The sequence below is a fragment of the Conyzicola sp. genome (assembly GCF_057073975.1).
In genome coordinates, this window is the sequence record NZ_JBXMIS010000135.1 from 14430 (window position 1) to 31968 (window position 17539).

The window sequence follows — 17539 nt, forward strand, 5'->3', positions numbered from 1 at the left end:
TTCGACCGTAGCTGACCGAACGGTCAGGAGCTGACCGATTGGTCAGTTTGCCAGCCTCCGCTCAGGTACTTGTTACCTGCGCGTCACCTCGCGCCGCCTCGGCGACACGAAATTCAGGTTCACGCGGCATCCAGCCTCTATATGTCGATGGCGTCGCCCTGAGCCTGAATTTTGCGAGGTCGGGCGAGGAGGAACGCCCCGACGATGACGAGCCCGGCGAGGCCCATGACCCCGAACGACAGCCCCGCGTAGCCGATGAGCGCGAGCACCGGGCCCGCGAGCGCGGCGCCGGCAGCACCCGCGATGCTCATAGTCAGGTCGGCGCGGCCCTGCACCCGGATGCGGGCCGCTCCCGTCACCAGGTCGCTCACGAGGGCCGAGGCAGCCACCGTCGAGGCGCTCCAGCCGAGACCGATAAGCACGAGGCCGACGGTCACCGCCGTCGTCGACTCCTGACCGACGGCGGTGATGCCGAGGGCAGAGAGCAGCAGCACCTGGCCGATGAGGATCGTCGGCACGCGGCCGACCCGGTCGCTCGCCCAGCCGAACACCGGCGAGAGGCCGAACATGCCAGCGACGTGGAGGCTGATGGTGAATCCGACGATGGTCAGGCTCGCGCCCTGGTGCACGAGGTGCACGGGAGTCATGGCCATGACCGAGACCATCGAGGCGTGGCTGAGGGCGATGGTGCCGATCGCGAACACAAGGGCACCGCGCCCTTGCACCGCGCCCTCGGCCAGCTCCGCTGTCGGCTCCACCGGTCGAGAGCGGGCCAGCACGAGCGGATCCGGCCGCAACCCCCACGCGTAGGTGGCGGCGGCGAGCAGCTGAGCCGCGATCGCGATGATGAACGACCCCGTGTTCTCTGGCAGCTGCAGCCAGTCGGCGATGGCGACGCCGGGACCGAACAGGTTCGGCCCCGCGACCGCGCCGACGACGGTCGACCAGACCACGATGGAGAGGTCGCGCCCCCGACTCGTCGCTGACGCGTTGTCGGTGGCGGCGAACCGTGCCTGCAGTCCCACCGCCGTGCCCACGCCGAGCATCGCGAAGCCGAGAAGCAGCAGCGGGAACGCGGTGATGCCGACGGCGATGACCGTGAGCGTCGACCCGGCGGCAGCGACGAGCGCGCCGGCGGCGAGCGAGATGCGCCGGCCCCTCGCCTCCGCGAGGCGCGCGAGCGGGATGGCGATCGCGGCAGCGCCAAGCGCACTCGCCGTGGCGACGGCGCCCGCCCAGGCCTCCGAGCCAGAGACCTCGGTTGCGAGCACCGCACCGAGCGAGCCGGTCGCGCCCTGTCCGAGCCCGGCGAGCACCTGCCCGGCGACGAGGATGCGCACGGTTCTGCGCTGGATGCCGGAATCAGTCACGAGACCATCTCACCCCATCCCCCCGACCTTTACTTCCCCACGGCTCCAGCTGCGCGCTCATAAGGGGCGCTACAACTGGGGCGCCGAGCCCGTAGCTGGAGCTGCGGGGGGGGGGGGACTAGGCGAGGAAGCCGCGCAGCAGTGCCGCGCTTCCGGCGAGGTGCTCGAGCATCGCGGCCGAGGCCGCATCCTCGTCGCCACGCAGGATCGCGTCGACGATCGCCTCGTGCTGCTGGTTGGAGTGCGCGATGTTGGGCGCGAGCAGCGGGATGCGGTCGAGCAGCTCGTTGACGCGCGACCGGGAGTCGGCGACGAGGCTCACGAGCGACGGGGTGCCGGCGAGCTCGGCGATGGCGAGGTGCAGCCGCGAGTCGAGGCGCCGGTAGTCCGCGGGGGCCGCGGCCGAGGTCTCGATGAGCCACGCCCAGAGCGACTCGCGATCGGCGGCAGTGAGAGAGCGTCGGGCTGCCGCACGCGCGGCTCCGCCCTCGAGGATCTCGCGCAGCCCCAGCACGTCGTCGATCTCCGCCGGATCGAGCGGCGCGACGGGAACGGGCGCCACCTGCGGCAGCGACTCGCTCACGAAGGTGCCCCCGTAGCGACCGCGGCGCGCGACGAGGTAGCCGGCGTCGGCCAGCTCCTTGATGGCCTCGCGCACCGTGTCGCGGCTCACAGAGAAGCGCGACGCGAGTTCTCGCTCCGACGGCAGGGCGTCGCCGGGCGGCACGATGCCAAGGCGGATCGTCTGCAGCAGCCGCGCCACGGTGTCCTCGAACGCGTTGCCGCTGCGCACCGGTCGGAAGAGCGCCTCGTCGATGAGACTCTGGCCGAGCTCCCCCGAGTCCGTCATGGCTACAGCGGCGTCACGTACGCGGATGAGATGCCGCCGTCGACGAGGAACGTCGAGGCGGTGATGAAGCTGGCATCGTCGCTCGCGAGGAACGCGACCGCGGCCGCAAGCTCCTCCGCCTCGGCGAAGCGCCCCGTGGGGATGTGCACGAGGCGACGCTGGGCCCGCTCCGGGTCGCTTGCGAACAGCTCCTGCAGCAGCGGGGTGTTCACCGGCCCTGGGCACAGGGCGTTGACACGGATTCCCTGGCGGGCGAACTGCACGCCGAGCTCCTTGGTCATGGCCAGCACGCCGCCCTTCGACGCGGTGTACGAGATCTGCGATGTCGCCGAGCCCATGACCGCGACGAAGGATGCCGTGTTGATGATCGACCCGCGCTGCTGGGCGACCATGTGGCGCAGCGCTGCCCGCGAGCACAGGTAGACGCTCTTCAGGTTGACGTCTTGCACGCGATCCCACGCCGGCAGCTCCGTCGTCTCGATGGAGTCGTCGTCGGGCGGCGAGATGCCGGCGTTGTTGAACGCGATGTCAACCGAGCCGTACTTCGCGGCCGCCGTGTCGAACAGGTTGTTCACCTGTGCCTCGTCGGTCACGTCGACCTGCACGAATAGCCCGCCGACCTCCTCTGCCGCCGCCTGCCCCGTCTCTGCATTGAAGTCGCCGATGACGACCGTCGCCCCCTCGGCGGCGAAACGGCGTGCGGTGGCGAGGCCGATACCGCTGGCTCCGCCCGTGATGACGGCGACCTTGCCGGCCAGACGCTGGGTGAGGTCGATCTTGGTGATGGTCATGACAGTCCGGTGCTCCTAAGGTTCGGTGTTGATGTAGACGTTCTTGGTCTCGGTGAAGGCAGCCGCGGCATCTGGCCCGAGCTCGCGGCCGAGACCGCTCTGCTTGAACCCGCCGAAGGGGGTGCTGTACCTCACCGACGAGTGCGAGTTGACCGAGAGGTTGCCGCTCTCGATGCCGCGGGAGACCCGGATGGCGCGGCCAAGATCGCGGGTCCAGATCGAGCCGCTGAGACCGTAGACGCTGTCGTTCGCGAGGGCGATCGCGTCGGCCTCGTCGTCGAACGGCAGCACGCTCACCACCGGCCCGAAGATCTCGTCGACGACGAGCGGGTCGCGGCGACCGTCGGGCAGCATGACCGTCGGGGCGAACCAGTAGCCCGCCCCCGTCGGCGCGCTGCCGCGGAACGCCACCTTCGACTCGTCGAGGTAGGAGCTGACCTTCTCGAGGTGCGCGGCGGCGACGAGCGGGCCCATCTCGGTCTTCTCATCCATGGGCGAGCCGACGACGACGCCCTTCACCGCTGGCTCGAGCAGCTCGAGGAACCGGTCGTAGACGCTGCGTTCGACCAGGATGCGGCTGCGGGCGCAGCAGTCCTGCCCGGCGTTCTCGAACACCGCATAGGGGGCGGTGGCCGCGGCCCGCTCAAGGTCGGAGTCGGCGAACACGACGTTGGCGCTCTTGCCCCCGAGCTCGAGGGTGACCGCCTTGACCTGCTCTGCGCACCCGGCCATGACCTTCTTGCCAACCTCGGTCGACCCGGTGAAGACGACCTTGCGCACCGCCTCGTGGGTGACGAATCGTTCGCCGACGACGGAGCCCGTGCCCGCGAGAACCTGGAAGAGGTGGGCAGGCAGCCCCGACTCCACCGCCAGCTCGCCGAGCCGGATCGCGGTGAGCGGTGTCCACTCCGCCGGCTTCAAAAGCACGGCGTTGCCAGCGGCGAGCGCGGGAGCGAAGCCCCACGCGGCGATGGTCATGGGAAAGTTCCACGGAACGATGACGCCGACGACGCCGAGCGGCTCGAGGAAGGTCACGTCGATGCCGCCCGCCACCGGGATCTGCTTGCCGATCATGCGCTCTGGCGCCGCCGAGTAGTAGGTGAGCACGTCGCGCACGTGACCGGCCTCCCAGCGGGCCTGCGAGATCGGATGCCCGGAGTTGACCACCTCGAGCAGCGCGAGCTCCTCAACGGCAGCATCGACGCTCGCGGCGAAACGGCGCAGCCCCGCCGCCCGCTCGGCCGGAGGCAGCGCGGCCCACGCCCGCTGCGCGACCTGCGCGCGGGCGACGGCCTCGTCGACCTCCTCGAGGCTGACGTGCTGCACGGTGCGAACGAGCGTCTCGTCGGCGGGGTTGATGAGGTCGATGGATGTCATAGCGCCGCCGCCCGAAACTCCCGCGCAGCATCCACAAGGCCGGCGAACAGCCGCAGGTCGTCGGGGGTGTGCTCCGGATGCCACTGCACGCCGATACCGAACGGCACCCCTTCGACCTCGACGGCCTGCACCGTTCCGTCGTCGGATGTCGCGCTCACCGCGAGCCCCGGTGCGAGCGCGTCGATCGCCTGGTGGTGGTACGACTTGCCGATGAGGGTCTCGCCGGCGCCGAGCAGCTCTGCCACGTGGGTGTCGGGGGCGACGAGCACCTCGTTGTCGGCGAAGACTCCCCCGCCGAGGCTGTAGCGGTCACTGCCGACGACGTTCGGCAGGTGCTGGTGCAGCGTGCCACCGAGGGCGACGTTGAGCACCTGCAGACCACGGCAGATGCCGAGGAACGGCACCTCGAGTTCGATCGCCGCCATCAGCAGCTCGGTCTCCCACTCGTCGCGGTCGCGGCGCGGCTCGTCGGTCGTCGCCTCGCGCTCCTGGCCGTAGCGGGCCGGATCGACGTCTTTGCCGCCGGCGATGATGAGGCCGTCGATGCGACCGAGCACCGCGCGGGCGATCTCGGCGTCGACCGGCTGCGGCGGCAGCAGCACGGGGATGCCGCCCGCCGCGTAGACCGCCTCGAAGTAGACCTTGGGAAGGAAGCTCGCCGGCACGTCCCACACCCCGGTCTGCGCCTGCTCGAGGTAGGTGGTGATACCGATCACAACCGGGGGTTGAGTAGAGCGCGCAGCGCTCGTATCGAAACCTCGATGTGCGTTGACACTAGAGCCGCTCAAAACCGCGCACCCGCTCCCAATCCGTGATGGCGGCGTCGTAGGCCGCCTGTTCGATTCGTGCGTTGTTCAGGTAGTGCTCCACGACATCCTCGCCGAACGCGGCCTTGGCGATCTCGGAGGCGCCGAAGAGCTCTGCTGCGTCGCGCAGCGTCGTAGGCACGCGCGGTGCGTCGGAGCTGTAGGCGTTGCCCTCGAAGATCGGCTCGAGCTCCAGCTCGTTCTCAATGCCGTAGAGGCCGCCAGCGATGAGGGCGGCGACGGCGAGGTACTGGTTGACGTCGCCCCCTGGCACCCGGTTCTCGACGCGCAGCGAGTGGCCAGAGCCGACGACGCGCAGCGCGCACGTGCGGTTGTCGAGCCCCCACGCGACGGCGGTCGGGGCGAAGCTGCCCTCGACGTAGCGCTTGTAGGAGTTGATGTTCGGTGCGAGAAACAGCGTGAGCTCTCGCATGGTCTTCAGCTGTCCCGCGATGAAGTGCTCCATCGTCTTCGAGAAGCCGTACTGCCCGTCTCCCGCGAGCACGGCCGAGCCGTCGGTGCCGCGGAACGACAGGTGGATGTGGCAGGAGTTGCCCTCGCGCTCGTTGAACTTGGCCATGAAGGTGACCCACTTGCCGTGGCTGTCGGCGATCTCCTTCGCCCCGTTCTTGTAGATCGAGTGGTTGTCGCAGGTGGCGAGCGCCTCGTCGTACTTGAACGCGATCTCTTGCTGGCCGAGGTTGCACTCGCCCTTGACGCCCTCGCAGTAGAGGCCCGCCCCCTCCATGCCATTGCGGATGTCGCGCAGCAGCGGCTCCATGCGCGTCGACGCGAGCAGGGCGTAGTCGATGTTGTAGTCGCTCGCCGGGGTGAGGTCTTTGTATCCACGGCTCCAGGCATCCCGAAAGCTGTTCTCGAAGACGATGAACTCGAGCTCTGTGCCCACGTACGGCACCATGCCGCGCTCGGCGAGCCTCGCGATCTGCCGCTTGAGGATCTCGCGCGGGCTGGGCGGCACCGGCGTCTCGTCGAGAAAGTGGAGGTCGGCGATCACGAGGGCGGTGCCGGGCAGCCATGGGATCAGGCGGAGGGTGTCGAAGTCGGGAATCATCGCCATGTCGCCATAGCCGCGCTCCCACGACGAGATCGCGTAGCCGGCGACCGTGTTGTTCTCCACATCGACCGCGAGAAGGTAGTTGCAGCACTCTGCACCGTGGTGCGAGATCTCCTCCTTGAAGAATCGCGCGGCGACCCGCTTGCCGATCAGCCGACCCTGCATGTCGGTGAACGCGACGATCACCGTGTCGATCTCCTTGGCGTCGATGAGGGCGTTCAGCTCGTCGACGGTGAGATTTCCCGAACGTACGCCCATGGCCGTCCCCTCTGATGCTGCGGTCGCGATGGCCGCCATTCCGACCATTACATCACACGCCCTGACGGGCCACTCCCCTTATCTCCTGCGTAAATTCTTTCGCGCAAAGGTAGACATCGGGTACCTATAGGGAGCAAGCTCATCCCCAATACGCAGGCCCCCGCCTGCGCACTCTCCGTGCAACGTTCTGGGAGGAACGAATGAGCGATACGAGGAAGGCCTCCGGGGCCACCTACACCCGAGCTGAAGACGGGTACTTCGAAAAGCGCAGGCTCAAGAGGTCGGCGGGAGTGTGGGGCCTCTGGGGCCTCGCCGTCGCGGCCGTCATCTCCGGTGACTTCTCCGGATGGAACTTCGGCATCGACTTCGCCGGATTCGGCGGCATGACGATCGCCTTCATCATCCTCGTGGCCATGTACTACGGCCTCATCTTCTCCATCGGCGAGATGGCCGCCGCCATGCCCCACACGGGCGGTGCCTACTCCTTCGCCCGATCGGCGCTCGGCCCGTGGGGCGGCCTCGTCACCGGCCTCGCCGAGACGATCGAGTACGTCGCGACCACCGCCGTCATTGTGTTCTTCTCTGCCAGCTACGCCAACGGCATCACGACAGAGCTGCTGGGATTCGACCTGACCGGCAGGATGTGGATCTGGTACCTCGTGCTCTACATCGTCTTCATCGCGCTCAACTCGGCTGGCGCGAACATCTCCTTCAAGTTCGCGATCGTGGTCTCGATCATCTCGATCGGGATCCTCCTGGTGTTCTCCGCCATGGTGGTCTTCTCCGGCAAGTTCGACGCGGCCTCGCTGTTCGACATCGCGCCTGACCCCGGCCAGTCGGCGTTCCTGCCACACGGCGTCTTCCCGATCCTGTTCGCTCTGCCGTTCGCCATGTGGTTCTTCCTCGGCATCGAGGAGCTGCCGCTCGCGGCAGAGGAGTCGCACAACCCGACGAAGGACATCCCCCGCGCCGGCTTCATCGCCCGCGGAACCCTCATCGTCACGGGCATCCTCGTGCTCGTTCTCAACACCGGCGTTCTCGGAGCCTCGGCAACGGGCGTCTCGCTCGAGCCGCTGCTCGACGGCTTCCGTGCGATCGTCGGCGACCAGGGGGCCGCGGTGCTCGCGCTGTTCGCCCTCATCGGCCTGCTCGCGTCGCTGCAGGGCATCATGTTCGCCTACGGGCGCAACATGTACTCCCTGTCGCGTGCTGGCTACTACCCGAAGTTCTTCTCGCTCACCGGCACGCGGCAGACCCCGTGGGTCGCGCTTCTGGTTGGTGCGATCATCGGCTTCATCGCGCTCGTCGTGCTCGACCTGCTTGCTGGGGTCGAGGGTGTCGGCGCGGTCGCCGGCGCGATCATCCTGAACATCGCCGTCTGGGGAGCCGTACTGGCCTACTTCCTGCAGATGGTGTCGTTCATCATCCTTCGCCGCAAGTTCCCGAACGCGGAGCGACCGTACAAGAGCCCGTGGGGACTACCGGGGGCATACGTCGCCGCGGCGATCGCCCTCCTGGTCTTCTTCGGGTTCCTGTTCAACCCGACGTTCCAGCCGGCGATCATCGCGATCGCGATCGTCTACGTGGTGATCCTCGTCGGGTTCGCCGTCTACGCGCGGCACCGCCTCGTGCTCTCGCCGGAGGAGGAGTACGCGCTCAGCGGCGGCCTCCACCGCGACCCGCAGGCCGAGGGCTATGACGCGATGGAGGAGGAGGTCTTCGACAAGTAGCCGGCGCTCATCACGGCGGGCCCTCGCGATCACGCGGGGGCCCGCCTGACGTTAAGTCGGCGAGTCGGGCGCCGATTCAACCACGCTGCCGCACGAGACGCCAGCCCGGGTTTTCCCAGCGGCCACCGGTAGCCTTGGGATCACACCCTGGAGGCGATATGCGCAAGTTCCTGTTCAGCACCAACGTTCTCGGCGCCATCTTCGGCGGCTGGGCCAATGTGCAGGCGACCCGCAAGGGCCCGCGCGACTGGCGCCTCATCCTCATGTGGATCGGCTGGGCGATCACTGTCGCCATCGCGATCGGCACCGTCGCAGAGAACTCCAAGACGCACGAACTCGACCGCTAGGGCTGCTACTTGGCCTCCGCCGTGCCGCTGACGGCGAGCCCGACACCGAGGCCGATCATCGCGACACCTCCGGCAACGCCGAGGTTCGACAGCCGCGTGGGCGACTTGCCGAACCAGGTGCGAGCAGCACCAGCGGCGAGTGCATAGCCGCTGTCGAAGATCACACACAGGGTCACGAAGATGCCGCCGAGGGCGAGCATCTGCACACCGAGCGCCGTGCCGATCGTCGCGTCGACGAACTGCGGAAGGATCGCGAGGAAGAACACGATCGTCTTCGGGTTGGTGAGTCCCACCAGCGCCCCCTCGAAGAAGTTGCGCACCATGCCGATCTGCTTGACCTCGCCAACCGGCGCCGCGGCGTCGTTGCGGTGCCGGATCGCCTGGACGCCGAGGTAGACGAGAAACGCGGCGCCAGCGAACTTCACCACCGTCATGAGCACGATGGACTGGGCGAGCAGTACGCCGAGACCGAGCGAGACCGCGATCACCTGCACGTACATGCCGCTCGCGTTACCGACAACACTGACGATGGCGGCGCGGCGGCCGAGCGCCAGCGCCCGGCCGATGGCGAACAGCACGCTCGGCCCTGGCAGCAGCACGAGCAGCAGTGCGGTCACAGAGAAGGCCAGCAGGTTGGCAGCGGGAATCATGAGCCGATAGTAGTTCCCGCCGCGAGACGAAGGCGCACCGCACCCCGTGACGCTACCGCCGAATCCGTGGCGGACGACGCGAAGTCAACGGCGGACTACAGCGGCTGGGGCACCGGCATCGCAATCAGATTCGCGATCGGCGTCTCCCTCGGTGTCGCGATGGATGATCTCGCGCTTGGTGTCGGGCTGAATCCGCGGAGCGCACCAGCCGCCCGCCGGCTGTGAGATGGCACTTTGGGAGGCTTCTCGAGTGCCGGTGAACGGGCTGGAGGGGGTACCCGCCTCCAGCCCGTCGAGACTCAGCCGGTGACCGTAGCAGCGAGAGAGTTGTCGATCACGATCACCCACGAGCCGTAGATCGAGCCTTCCTTCACTGAGACCGTTCCACCTTGATTGACAAGAACCTTGGTCGCACTGACGTCGAACGACGAGATGCCGTTGGTGAGTGTGACCCACTGACCATCGACTGCCCCCTCCTTCATGGTGAGCGTAGAGCCGACCTGGACCCCAATGCGATTTCCACCAAGCTCCACATCGCTGGCATTAGTGATGAGGAGCACCCACGACGCACCAAGGGCACCTTCCTTGATCGAGACGTTGCCAGCCGTATCGAGGACGGCTATGCGGTTTCCGGCAGCGGAGATGTCTGCGATCCCCGACGTCAGGGGCACCCAAGCGGCACCGAGGGAGCCCTCCTTCGCCGTCACCGCCGAACCGCTCCTGATCACAATTCGATTGCCCGCGAGTTCAACCTGATCCACATTGACTGCCACGGTGACCCACGTGGCAGTGAGATTGCCTTCCTTGACCCGCAACGTGCGTGCATCGTCGATGACACCGACCCGGTCGCCAGAGAGCTCGATCGCCGTATTGACCCCATCGGCGACTCTCACCCACTCGTTGGTGATCGCGCCCGCCTTCACCCACGCGACTCCGTCTGAGTCGACGATGCCGATCCGATCGCCGTCGATCGCGTAGCTCACCACTCCATTGGCGACCGTGATCCACGAGCCGTAAAGGCCGTCCTTTACCGCCAGCGATCCGTCAGCCTGCAAGCTCGCAACTCGCGAGACGGAACTTGGTGCCGCCGAACCTAGTCCCGGAAAATCAAGATTGATGGCCGATCCTCGACTCACGCTCCTCCCGCAAGTGAAGTAGTCGTTGATGAAGCTCTGCGCGACACCCTGCAGTCGAACTTCGAAATGAAGGTGGACGGCTGTCACTCCGGAGTTTCCCATTTGAGCGATCGTCTCGCCTTGAGCTACTTGCTGCAGAGCAGAGACTCCGATTGAGGCTAGGTGAGCATATGTCGTAGTCCATCCACTCCCGTGGTCGATCCTGACAACGTTCCCCAGCGAACTACCGCTGGACTGGGCATAGGTGACTTTCCCCGCCGCTGCTGCAACGACGTCCCCTCCGGAGCTCTTGGCGATATCGACGCCCTTGTGAGTGTCGACGAACGGGGCAGTGCACCCCGTTGCCACTCGGTTCGACACCACTCCCGAAGCTGGAACGATCATCGCCCCAACGGCTGCGTAGCTGGGCGAAGCGCTGAGTGCCACGCCAGATAGAGCCATCGTTCCAACGATGAGGGATGCTAGGAATATGCGAACTCGGGTCGAGAACATTGGGGCTCCTTTTCGGCAAGAGCTCCGATCTTGCTCCACATGAGAAGATCTCGATAGTCAGCACTTGGGAGGACCCCTCACGTTCCGACGAGCGAGGTCCTCTAGGCGACGTTGCTGGCGACGAAGACCGTGATCGCGGCGAACGCGATCATGTTGACGGCGACCGCCGACCAGAACACAGAGACGAAGCCGCGCTTGCGCGTCTTGTGGCGCAGCAGCTGCTGCGCAAGGATCGCCCCCGGCCAGCCTCCGAGCAGCGAGATCACCTGCAGTGAGCTCTCTGCCACGCGCCAGCGACCCTTGCGGGCCTTCGACTTGTCCTCCGCGTAGAGCAGGAAGGTGAGAAAGCTCAGCGCTGCGTAGGCCGCGATGGGCCAGAGCGGCATCGGGTAGATGACGCTCAGCACGATGTACTCGGTGACGAAGATCAGGAAGACGAGCGAGCCGACGATCGGCCCGGCAGCGGAGCGCGACCGAGCGGCGCGATCTGGCACGTCATCAACGAGGCGGATGTGCGCCGCACGCACCTTGCCCTCGTCGGTCGTCTCGATCTCGAAGCTGAACGACTCCCCCACCAGCGGCGGGTGATCGAGGCCCTCGAAGGCGCGAACATGCGCGAACACCGACTTGCGCCCAAAGGGCAGTGCGAGAAACCCGTAGCCCTTGTAGACGTTCCACGACTCGAGCGTGCCGGTATGGCGCGCGGGAGAGCGAAGACGTCGGGTCATGAACGAAGCGTACGGTGCTCTACTGCGTGGTCGATCCATACCGCGCGCGCAGCGTCGCATTCGCCCCGAAGTGGGGCGATGATGACGAGATGGTGGACCCCCCCGGACTTGAACCGGGAACCCACTGATTAAGAGTCAGTTGCTCTGCCAATTGAGCTAGAGGTCCGAGGTCGGCATAACCGAACCGACTAGCAAGATTAGCATGGCAATCGACCCACAATTGCACCAGGAGAACCATGCCCCCCGTCACGCTCGAACCGGGGGTCTCTGCACCCGAGTTCACCCTTCCCGATCAGAACGGCACACCCGTCTCACTCGCCGACTACCGCGGCCGCTCGCTCGTGCTGTACTTCTACCCGCAGGCCTCGACGCCCGCGTGCACCACCCAGGCGTGCGACTTTCGCGACAGCTCGGCCGCACTCGAGGCAGCCGGCTTCGCCGTGCTGGGAGTGTCGAAGGATGCCGTGCCGGCTCTCGCACGGTTCCGCGCAGAGCAGCAGCTCACCTTTCCCCTCCTCGCCGATCCGGAGCTCGGCGTGCACGAGGCCTACGGGGCATACGGCGAGAAGCTCAACTACGGGCGCACCGTCCTCGGCACCAAGCGGTCGACCTTCGTCATCGACGAGGCAGGCGTGATCAGCCACACCTTCTACAACACGAAGGCGACGGGGCACGTCGAGATGCTGCGCAAGCGGCTGAAGTTCTAGGAGCTGCTTCTAAGCGCTTCGCTCGCTCGTCGCCGCGATGACCGAGCGGGTGAACAGCAGCACAAGTGCGAGCACCGCCGGCACGATGAGGGCGGCCGCGAGGTCTGGGCGCGGCTCTGGACCCTGCACGCTGCCGATGCCGACGGCGATCACGAGGATCTGCAGCACGACAACGGCTGCGCGGGTCCATGCCTGGCCGAGGATCACGCCGCGCACGACGACGACGACCCACGCGGCGGCGACCGCCATGAGAACCGCGAGGGCAACCGCGCTGCCCAGAGACGAGGCCGGAGCGGCGAACAACTCGACCACGAAGAAGGCCGCCGAGGCCGCAAGCGCGAGCGCCTCGAGACCGAGAATCACGATGAGCGCGATCAGCGCTGGAGACCGTGGATGAGACTGTTCAGTCTGCGTTTCATTGGAATTACCCGAGTTGTTCACAGCCACATCCCACATAGAAACCATTGATTTGCATCTTTCAGTGTGAGAGTCTATGTGAGGTTGATTTGCGGCTCCCGATGTAGTGAGCCCCTCCCCCACAAACTCCCCACCCGAAATCTGGGCATTTCGCTGTGCTCATTTTGAACCATGCAACAAAGTACCAAAGGAGCCTCCATGGATTGGCGCGACAAAGCCGCCTGCCTGACCGCCGACCCCGAGCTGTTCTTCCCGGTCGGCAACACCGGGCCGGCAGTCGACCAGATCGACAAGGCCAAGGCTGTGTGCGGTCGTTGCTCCGTTACCGAGATGTGCCTGCAGTACGCGCTCGAGACCTCTCAGGACTCCGGCGTCTGGGGCGGCCTCAGTGAAGACGAGCGCCGCGCCCTCAAGCGCCGCGCCGCTCGCGCACGCCGCGCCTCCTAGCTCACCTAGCACCGCCTAGCCGGCTCGCAGCCGTCCGCTTACCCGGAGGGCTGCGAGCCTTCGGTGTTTAACAGGGCTGCCCCTTCTAGTCCGCGTCCGCTGATGACACGAATTCCGGAGGAGCCGCCTCTCCAGCCAGCTATGCGACGTGGTCTGCCGACTCAGCCGGAGTTTCGTGTCACTCGACGACGATGCCGAGGTGCTGCGCCAGCAGCGGGGCGAAGAGGCTGAGCTGACCGTCGTCGATCGTGACGCCGCGGAGTCCGTCGAGGCCGTTGACGACAGAGAACTGCGATGACCGGATGTCGACGTCTTTCGCCGAGGCGCGATCCAGTTCCATGCTCCCCACCGTGCAATCGCGCAGGGAGACCCGCGCAAGTCGCGCGCGGCGCAGGTCGAGCTCCCCGATCGTGCAGCCCTCGATGAGCACATTGGTGAGACGGGAGTCGCGCAGATTGAGGTAGTCGATCTTGCCGCCGACGATGTGCACGGCGGTGAGCTCGGCGTCGTAGAGCTCGGCCGAGCCCCACCGCGGTCGCTCGACGCGAACGTCGCGCCATGTCGTGCGTGAGGCGAGCAGGATCGGCGCGAAGCTCGCCGTCACGAGCGACTCGATCACGCGGCTGCCGCGCAGCTGCGTCTCGCCGAGGGTGAGGGCGTCGAGCTCGCACTCGAGAAAACTGGAGTCGGTCAGATCCAGAGCAGACAGGTCGAAGCTCGCGAAGCGCTGGCCCTCGTGGGTCGCGTTCGAGGCCAGCGCAGCGGCATCCGCGTCCTCGGTTTCTGGAGTGTGGAAGTCGAGCAGCGGTGGCTGGGTTGTCATGCCTCGACAGGCGCGGCGCGCGCCGCCCGGTGCCAGCGCACCTCGAGGAAGAAGACGATAGCGGCAAGGGCGCCACCAGCGGCGATGGCGATGGAGATCGGATCCACCGAGCGCCAGCCAGCACTGGTGATGCTCACGATGCCGGCCGTCACCGCCAGCGCTGCGAGCATTGCACCGATAGCGGAGCGACCGAGCAACCGCCCCACGAGTGCGCCCGCGATTGCGCCACTGGCGACGAGAAGGCCAGCGAGCTCTCCACCGACAACGCCAGAAGCAATGATCAGGATCGGGTTGGCCAGAAAGGCAGAGAAGTAGATCGCGAGAGCGCACCCCAGCACGGTTCCGCCGGAGACACCAGTACTGAGAAGCAGCACCCACGCCGGCACGGCAGCCGCGGGCCGGAGCCGGGCGCCCACCTCAGTCCTTCGTCAGCCAGGTCAGCGGGATCTCGATGGTGACCTCCGTGCCGGAGCCCATGAGGGTGTGCCAGTCGATGGTGCCGCCGAGCTCGCCCTGAATCAGGGTGCGCACGATCTGCGTGCCGAGGCCGGAGCCGACCTTGCCCTCCGGCAGGCCGATGCCGTTGTCGAGCACCTGCACCGTGAGCTTCTCCTCTGTGCGGGTCGCGACGATCTCGACCTCGCCGTCGCGGCCGGCCAGGCCGTGCTCGACCGCGTTGGTGACGAGCTCGGTGAGCGCGAGGGCGAGCGGGGTCGCGTACTCGCTCGGCAGCACGCCGAAGCTACCGCTCGACTTCGGGTGCACCGTCGTGTTGTGGCTGGATGCGACCTCGGCGATCAGCAGCAGCACCCGATCGAAGACAGCGTCGAAGTCGACGTTCTGGCTGAGCCCCTCTGAGAGGGTGTCGTGCACGACCGCGATGGCGGCGACGCGCCTCATGGCCTGGCCGAGGGCATCCCTCGCGACATCGCTGTGGGTGCGGCGGGCCTGGATGCGCAGCAGCGAGGCGACCGTCTGCAGGTTGTTCTTCACCCGGTGGTGGATCTCGCGGATGGTGGCGTCTTTGGTGATGAGCTCGCGCTCCTGGTGGCGCACCTCTGTCACGTCGCGGCACAGCACGATGGCGCCGATGCGCTCCCCGTGGTTGCGGATCGGGATGGCGCGGATAGATACCGTGACGCCGCGCGCCTCGATGTCGGTGCGCCACGGTGCCCGGCCGGTGACCACGAGGGGAAGGGACTCGTCGACGACGAGCCGCCCGTGCAGCAGGGTCGTGGTGACCTCGGCGAGGGACTCCCCCTCGAGCTCGCCGCCGAAGCCCATGCGGTTGAATGCGCTGAGCGCGTTCGGCGAGGCGAAGGTGACGGTGCCGTCGACATCCAGTCGGATGAGTCCGTCGGAGGCGCGAGGTGCGCCGCGCCGCGGGCCGGTGGGGGCACCGAGGTCGGGAAAGTCGCCGGAGGCGATCATAGCGAAGACCTCGTTGGCGCACTCGTTGAAGGTGAGCTCCTGGCGACCGGGGGTGCGGGCTTCGCTGAGGTTGGTGTGGCGGGTGATGACGGCGATCGGTCGCGGCGTCACCTCCTTGCCGGTCGGCGAGACGCGGCGGCTCACCGGCACGGCGCGCACGCGCGTCGGGGTCTCCTCGTACCAGGTGGGAGCACCGGAGTCGACGATGCGCGCGGTCTCGAACGCCTCGGTGACCTGGCCCTGCCACTCCGGTTTGATCGCCTGCCCGACGAAGTCGCGGTAGAAGAGGGTGGCGCTGGATGACGGACGCGCGTGGGCAACAGCGACGAACGAGTCGTCGGCGCTGGGCACCCACAGCACGATGTCGGCGAAGGCGAGGTCGGCGAGCAGCTGCCAGTCGCCGACGAGCAGATGAAGCCACTCGATGTCGTCTTCGCTCGAACGCCCCTGGGCCTGAACGAGATCACTGAGGGTCGACACGGTTCAAGGGTAGCGGCACACTGGGTCGATGGAACTCGCCACCGTCGCGGCCTTCGCGCTCGTCTCGGCGATCACCATCGTGATCCCCGGGCCGACGACGCTGCTCTCGCTCGCGAACGGCTCGCGCTTCGGCCACCGCCGCGCCGTGTGGGGCATGCTCGGCGCCGTCGCCTCCGACCTCACCCTCATCGCCGCGGTCGCGCTCGGGCTCGGCGCCCTGCTGGCAGCGAGCGAGGTGGCCTTCACCGTGATCAAGTGGGTGGGGGTCGCCTACCTCGCCTACCTCGGCATCCGGCTGGTCCTGTCGCGTGGCCACATCAGCCCGGTGGATGCCGGCGACCCCCGCGGGTCGCGTCGCGCCCTGTTCATGAAGAGCTTCCTCGTCGCGGTGACCAACCCGAAGGCCTACCTCTTCACCGGAGCTCTCGTGCCGCAGTTCATCTCCCCGACCCTGCCGCAGGCACCGCAGTACCTCATCATCATCGTCGTGTTCGGCGGGCTCGACTTCCTGATCAACGGCGCCTACGTGCTGCTCGGCTCGCAGGCGATGCGCCTGCTCAAGGCCCGCGGAGCCCTCTGGCTCGACCGCATCTGCGGCACGGTGCTGCTCGCGCTGGCCGGGTCGCTCGCGTTCCTGAGGCGCACGGCCTAGCGGGCGAGCGCCAGCTTTCGCCGCTTCTTCACCGGTGCTGTGACGGGCAGGATGCGCTGCCGCACCAGCTCCTGAATAGCCAGTCGCACGGGCGACTTCGCTGCAACCTCGGCGAGGGTTCGGCCGCTGAGCAGCGCCGCGTCGAGCGCCGGCTGATCGTGCGGAACGAGCACGGCATCCTCGATGCCCCCGAACCGCGCGAGGGTCTGCTGCACCTGGCCGGTCGGATTGAGCCCGATCGCAGCCGCGCGCACCTTGTTGGCGACGACGATGACCCGCGGCGTCGTCACGAGCTCGACGAGGTCGACGTGCGATCGGAGGAAGCGCGACAACCCGACCGGATCGGCGGCTCCCACCGCCACGACGATGTCGGCATCGCGCAGAGCGGCAAGGGTGGCAGCATTGCGCCGCGGAGCGAACAGGTCGCTCGAGATCTCCTCGTCGTTCTCGAGACTGAACCCGGTGTCGAGCACGACGTAATCGACCCAGCTGCGGCACGCCGAGAGTGTGCCGAGCACCCGGTCGGCTGGCAACTCTGGCCACCGCGCAGGACGACCGAGGCCCGTGAGCACCCAGAAGCTGCCGTGCGCCGACGAGTAGCGCTGGCCGATGCGCTCGAGCTCCGACTGGTCGAGGCTGTTCGAGCCCACCAGACGGCATGCGGCGGCGAAGCCAGGCGCCTCGTCGAGCAGACCGAGCGACGGAGCGATCGATGCTGAGTGGGTGTCGACGTCGCCGAGCACGACGGAGTGGCCGGCCGACGCGAGCTCTGCGGCGATGCCCGTCGCGAGCGTGCTGCGACCGGGGGACCCCGCCGGACCCCAGACGGCGACGACGACCCCGCGGCCGTTCGCGACCGCCGCGGGCGAGCGCCCTCCGGAGATGAGCCGCTCGACCTCCGCCCACCCGGCTGGCTCCGCAACAGTCTCGTGGATGCCGAGCAGCGTCGCGTGGGCCCGCCCCGCCTCATCA

Annotated in this window: 20 protein-coding genes and 1 tRNA gene; 6 read left to right on the forward strand and 15 right to left on the reverse strand. The window is 67.4% G+C overall.

Translation table 11 applies throughout. The annotated features are described in order from the left end of the window. Nucleotides 1-137: 137 nt before the first annotated feature. The 6 genes from AC14A7_RS12060 to AC14A7_RS12085 form a co-directional block, all read right to left on the reverse strand. Nucleotides 138-1370, reverse strand: a complete 1233-nt coding sequence (locus AC14A7_RS12060) for an MFS transporter (RefSeq protein ID WP_484009371.1) — start codon at nt 1368-1370, stop codon at nt 138-140. 118 nt (nt 1371-1488) lie between these two features. Then, the gene (locus AC14A7_RS12065) at nt 1489-2220 is read right to left on the reverse strand and encodes a FadR/GntR family transcriptional regulator (RefSeq protein ID WP_484009373.1); all 732 of its coding nucleotides are present in this window, start codon (nt 2218-2220) and stop codon (nt 1489-1491) included. A 2-nt stretch (nt 2221-2222) separates the two neighbouring features. Then, nucleotides 2223-3011 carry a 3-oxoacyl-ACP reductase gene (locus tag AC14A7_RS12070; RefSeq protein WP_484009375.1) on the reverse strand — a complete coding sequence of 263 codons (789 nt, stop codon included), beginning with the start codon at nt 3009-3011 and terminating at the stop codon, nt 2223-2225. 15 nt (nt 3012-3026) lie between these two features. Next, nucleotides 3027-4388: an aldehyde dehydrogenase family protein gene (locus AC14A7_RS12075; RefSeq protein WP_484009376.1), complete on the reverse strand. Its 1362-nt coding sequence runs from the start codon at nt 4386-4388 to the stop codon at nt 3027-3029. Further along, nucleotides 4385-5104 (reverse strand): gamma-glutamyl-gamma-aminobutyrate hydrolase family protein, encoded by a 720-nt coding sequence (locus AC14A7_RS12080; protein WP_484009378.1) that lies wholly within the window; start codon nt 5102-5104, stop codon nt 4385-4387. Before AC14A7_RS12080 ends, AC14A7_RS12075 begins: the two co-directional genes overlap by 4 nt. A 58-nt stretch (nt 5105-5162) precedes the next feature. After that, nucleotides 5163-6527 carry a glutamine synthetase family protein gene (locus tag AC14A7_RS12085; protein WP_484009380.1) on the reverse strand — a complete coding sequence of 455 codons (1365 nt, stop codon included), beginning with the start codon at nt 6525-6527 and terminating at the stop codon, nt 5163-5165. A gap of 200 nt (nt 6528-6727) precedes the next feature. Here AC14A7_RS12085 and AC14A7_RS12090 point away from each other — a divergent pair, with 200 nt between their 5' ends. Continuing rightward, the gene (locus AC14A7_RS12090) at nt 6728-8257 is read left to right on the forward strand and encodes an amino acid permease (RefSeq protein ID WP_484009382.1); all 1530 of its coding nucleotides are present in this window, start codon (nt 6728-6730) and stop codon (nt 8255-8257) included. A gap of 158 nt (nt 8258-8415) precedes the next feature. After that, nucleotides 8416-8604: a hypothetical protein gene (locus AC14A7_RS12095; protein ID WP_484009384.1), complete on the forward strand. Its 189-nt coding sequence runs from the start codon at nt 8416-8418 to the stop codon at nt 8602-8604. A 5-nt stretch (nt 8605-8609) separates the two neighbouring features. On the opposite strand, the gene AC14A7_RS12100 is transcribed toward AC14A7_RS12095, so the two are convergent. After that, nucleotides 8610-9254 carry a LysE family translocator gene (locus AC14A7_RS12100; protein WP_484009386.1) on the reverse strand — a complete coding sequence of 215 codons (645 nt, stop codon included), beginning with the start codon at nt 9252-9254 and terminating at the stop codon, nt 8610-8612. A 66-nt stretch (nt 9255-9320) separates the two neighbouring features. On the opposite strand from AC14A7_RS12100, the gene AC14A7_RS12105 reads away from it, so the two are divergent. Then, entirely contained in the window at nt 9321-9479 is a 159-nt protein-coding gene (locus AC14A7_RS12105; protein WP_484009388.1) for a hypothetical protein, read from the forward strand. Between the two features lie 74 nt (nt 9480-9553). On the opposite strand, the gene AC14A7_RS12110 is transcribed toward AC14A7_RS12105, so the two are convergent. From AC14A7_RS12110 to AC14A7_RS12120, 3 genes are all read right to left on the reverse strand, one after another. Then, complete coding sequence (locus AC14A7_RS12110; protein WP_484009390.1) at nt 9554-10882, reverse strand: M23 family metallopeptidase; 1329 nt, start codon at nt 10880-10882, stop codon at nt 9554-9556. A 101-nt stretch (nt 10883-10983) separates the two neighbouring features. Continuing rightward, nucleotides 10984-11610 carry a DUF1294 domain-containing protein gene (locus AC14A7_RS12115; RefSeq protein WP_484009392.1) on the reverse strand — a complete coding sequence of 209 codons (627 nt, stop codon included), beginning with the start codon at nt 11608-11610 and terminating at the stop codon, nt 10984-10986. Between the two features lie 90 nt (nt 11611-11700). Beyond that, a tRNA-Lys gene (locus AC14A7_RS12120) sits at nt 11701-11776 on the reverse strand. 70 nt (nt 11777-11846) lie between these two features. Between AC14A7_RS12120 and bcp the strand changes: the two genes are divergently transcribed. Beyond that, the gene (gene bcp, locus AC14A7_RS12125; protein WP_484009394.1) at nt 11847-12317 is read left to right on the forward strand and encodes a thioredoxin-dependent thiol peroxidase; all 471 of its coding nucleotides are present in this window, start codon (nt 11847-11849) and stop codon (nt 12315-12317) included. Nucleotides 12318-12326: 9 nt separating this feature from the next. On the opposite strand, the gene AC14A7_RS12130 is transcribed toward bcp, so the two are convergent. After that, on the reverse strand, nt 12327-12680 hold the full coding sequence (locus AC14A7_RS12130) for a hypothetical protein (RefSeq protein WP_484009396.1): 354 nt from the start codon (nt 12678-12680) through the stop codon (nt 12327-12329). Nucleotides 12681-12932: 252 nt separating this feature from the next. On the opposite strand from AC14A7_RS12130, the gene AC14A7_RS12135 reads away from it, so the two are divergent. Then, nucleotides 12933-13181 (forward strand): WhiB family transcriptional regulator, encoded by a 249-nt coding sequence (locus tag AC14A7_RS12135; protein ID WP_106211143.1) that lies wholly within the window; start codon nt 12933-12935, stop codon nt 13179-13181. Between the two features lie 178 nt (nt 13182-13359). Here the strand turns inward: AC14A7_RS12135 and AC14A7_RS12140 are convergent, their stop codons facing one another. Genes AC14A7_RS12140 through AC14A7_RS12150 form a run of 3 tightly spaced genes read right to left on the reverse strand, consistent with a single transcriptional unit; the run spans nt 13360 to nt 15915 of the window. Further along, complete coding sequence (locus tag AC14A7_RS12140) at nt 13360-14004, reverse strand: pentapeptide repeat-containing protein (RefSeq protein ID WP_484009398.1); 645 nt, start codon at nt 14002-14004, stop codon at nt 13360-13362. After that, nucleotides 14001-14420, reverse strand: coding sequence for a hypothetical protein (locus AC14A7_RS12145; protein ID WP_484009400.1), 420 nt, complete (start codon nt 14418-14420; stop codon nt 14001-14003). The genes AC14A7_RS12140 and AC14A7_RS12145 overlap by 4 nt, the downstream gene beginning before the upstream one ends. A 1-nt stretch (nt 14421) precedes the next feature. Further along, on the reverse strand, nt 14422-15915 hold the full coding sequence (locus tag AC14A7_RS12150; RefSeq protein ID WP_484009402.1) for a sensor histidine kinase: 1494 nt from the start codon (nt 15913-15915) through the stop codon (nt 14422-14424). Between the two features lie 28 nt (nt 15916-15943). On the opposite strand from AC14A7_RS12150, the gene AC14A7_RS12155 reads away from it, so the two are divergent. After that, a complete protein-coding gene (locus tag AC14A7_RS12155; RefSeq protein ID WP_484009404.1) occupies nt 15944-16567 on the forward strand; it encodes a LysE family translocator in 624 nt (207 codons plus the stop codon). On the opposite strand, the gene AC14A7_RS12160 is transcribed toward AC14A7_RS12155, so the two are convergent. Continuing rightward, a partial coding sequence (locus tag AC14A7_RS12160) for a CpaE/TadZ family protein (RefSeq protein ID WP_484009406.1) occupies nt 16564-17539 on the reverse strand: 976 nt, incomplete at its 5' end. The two genes, AC14A7_RS12155 and AC14A7_RS12160, sit on opposite strands and share 4 nt — an antisense overlap.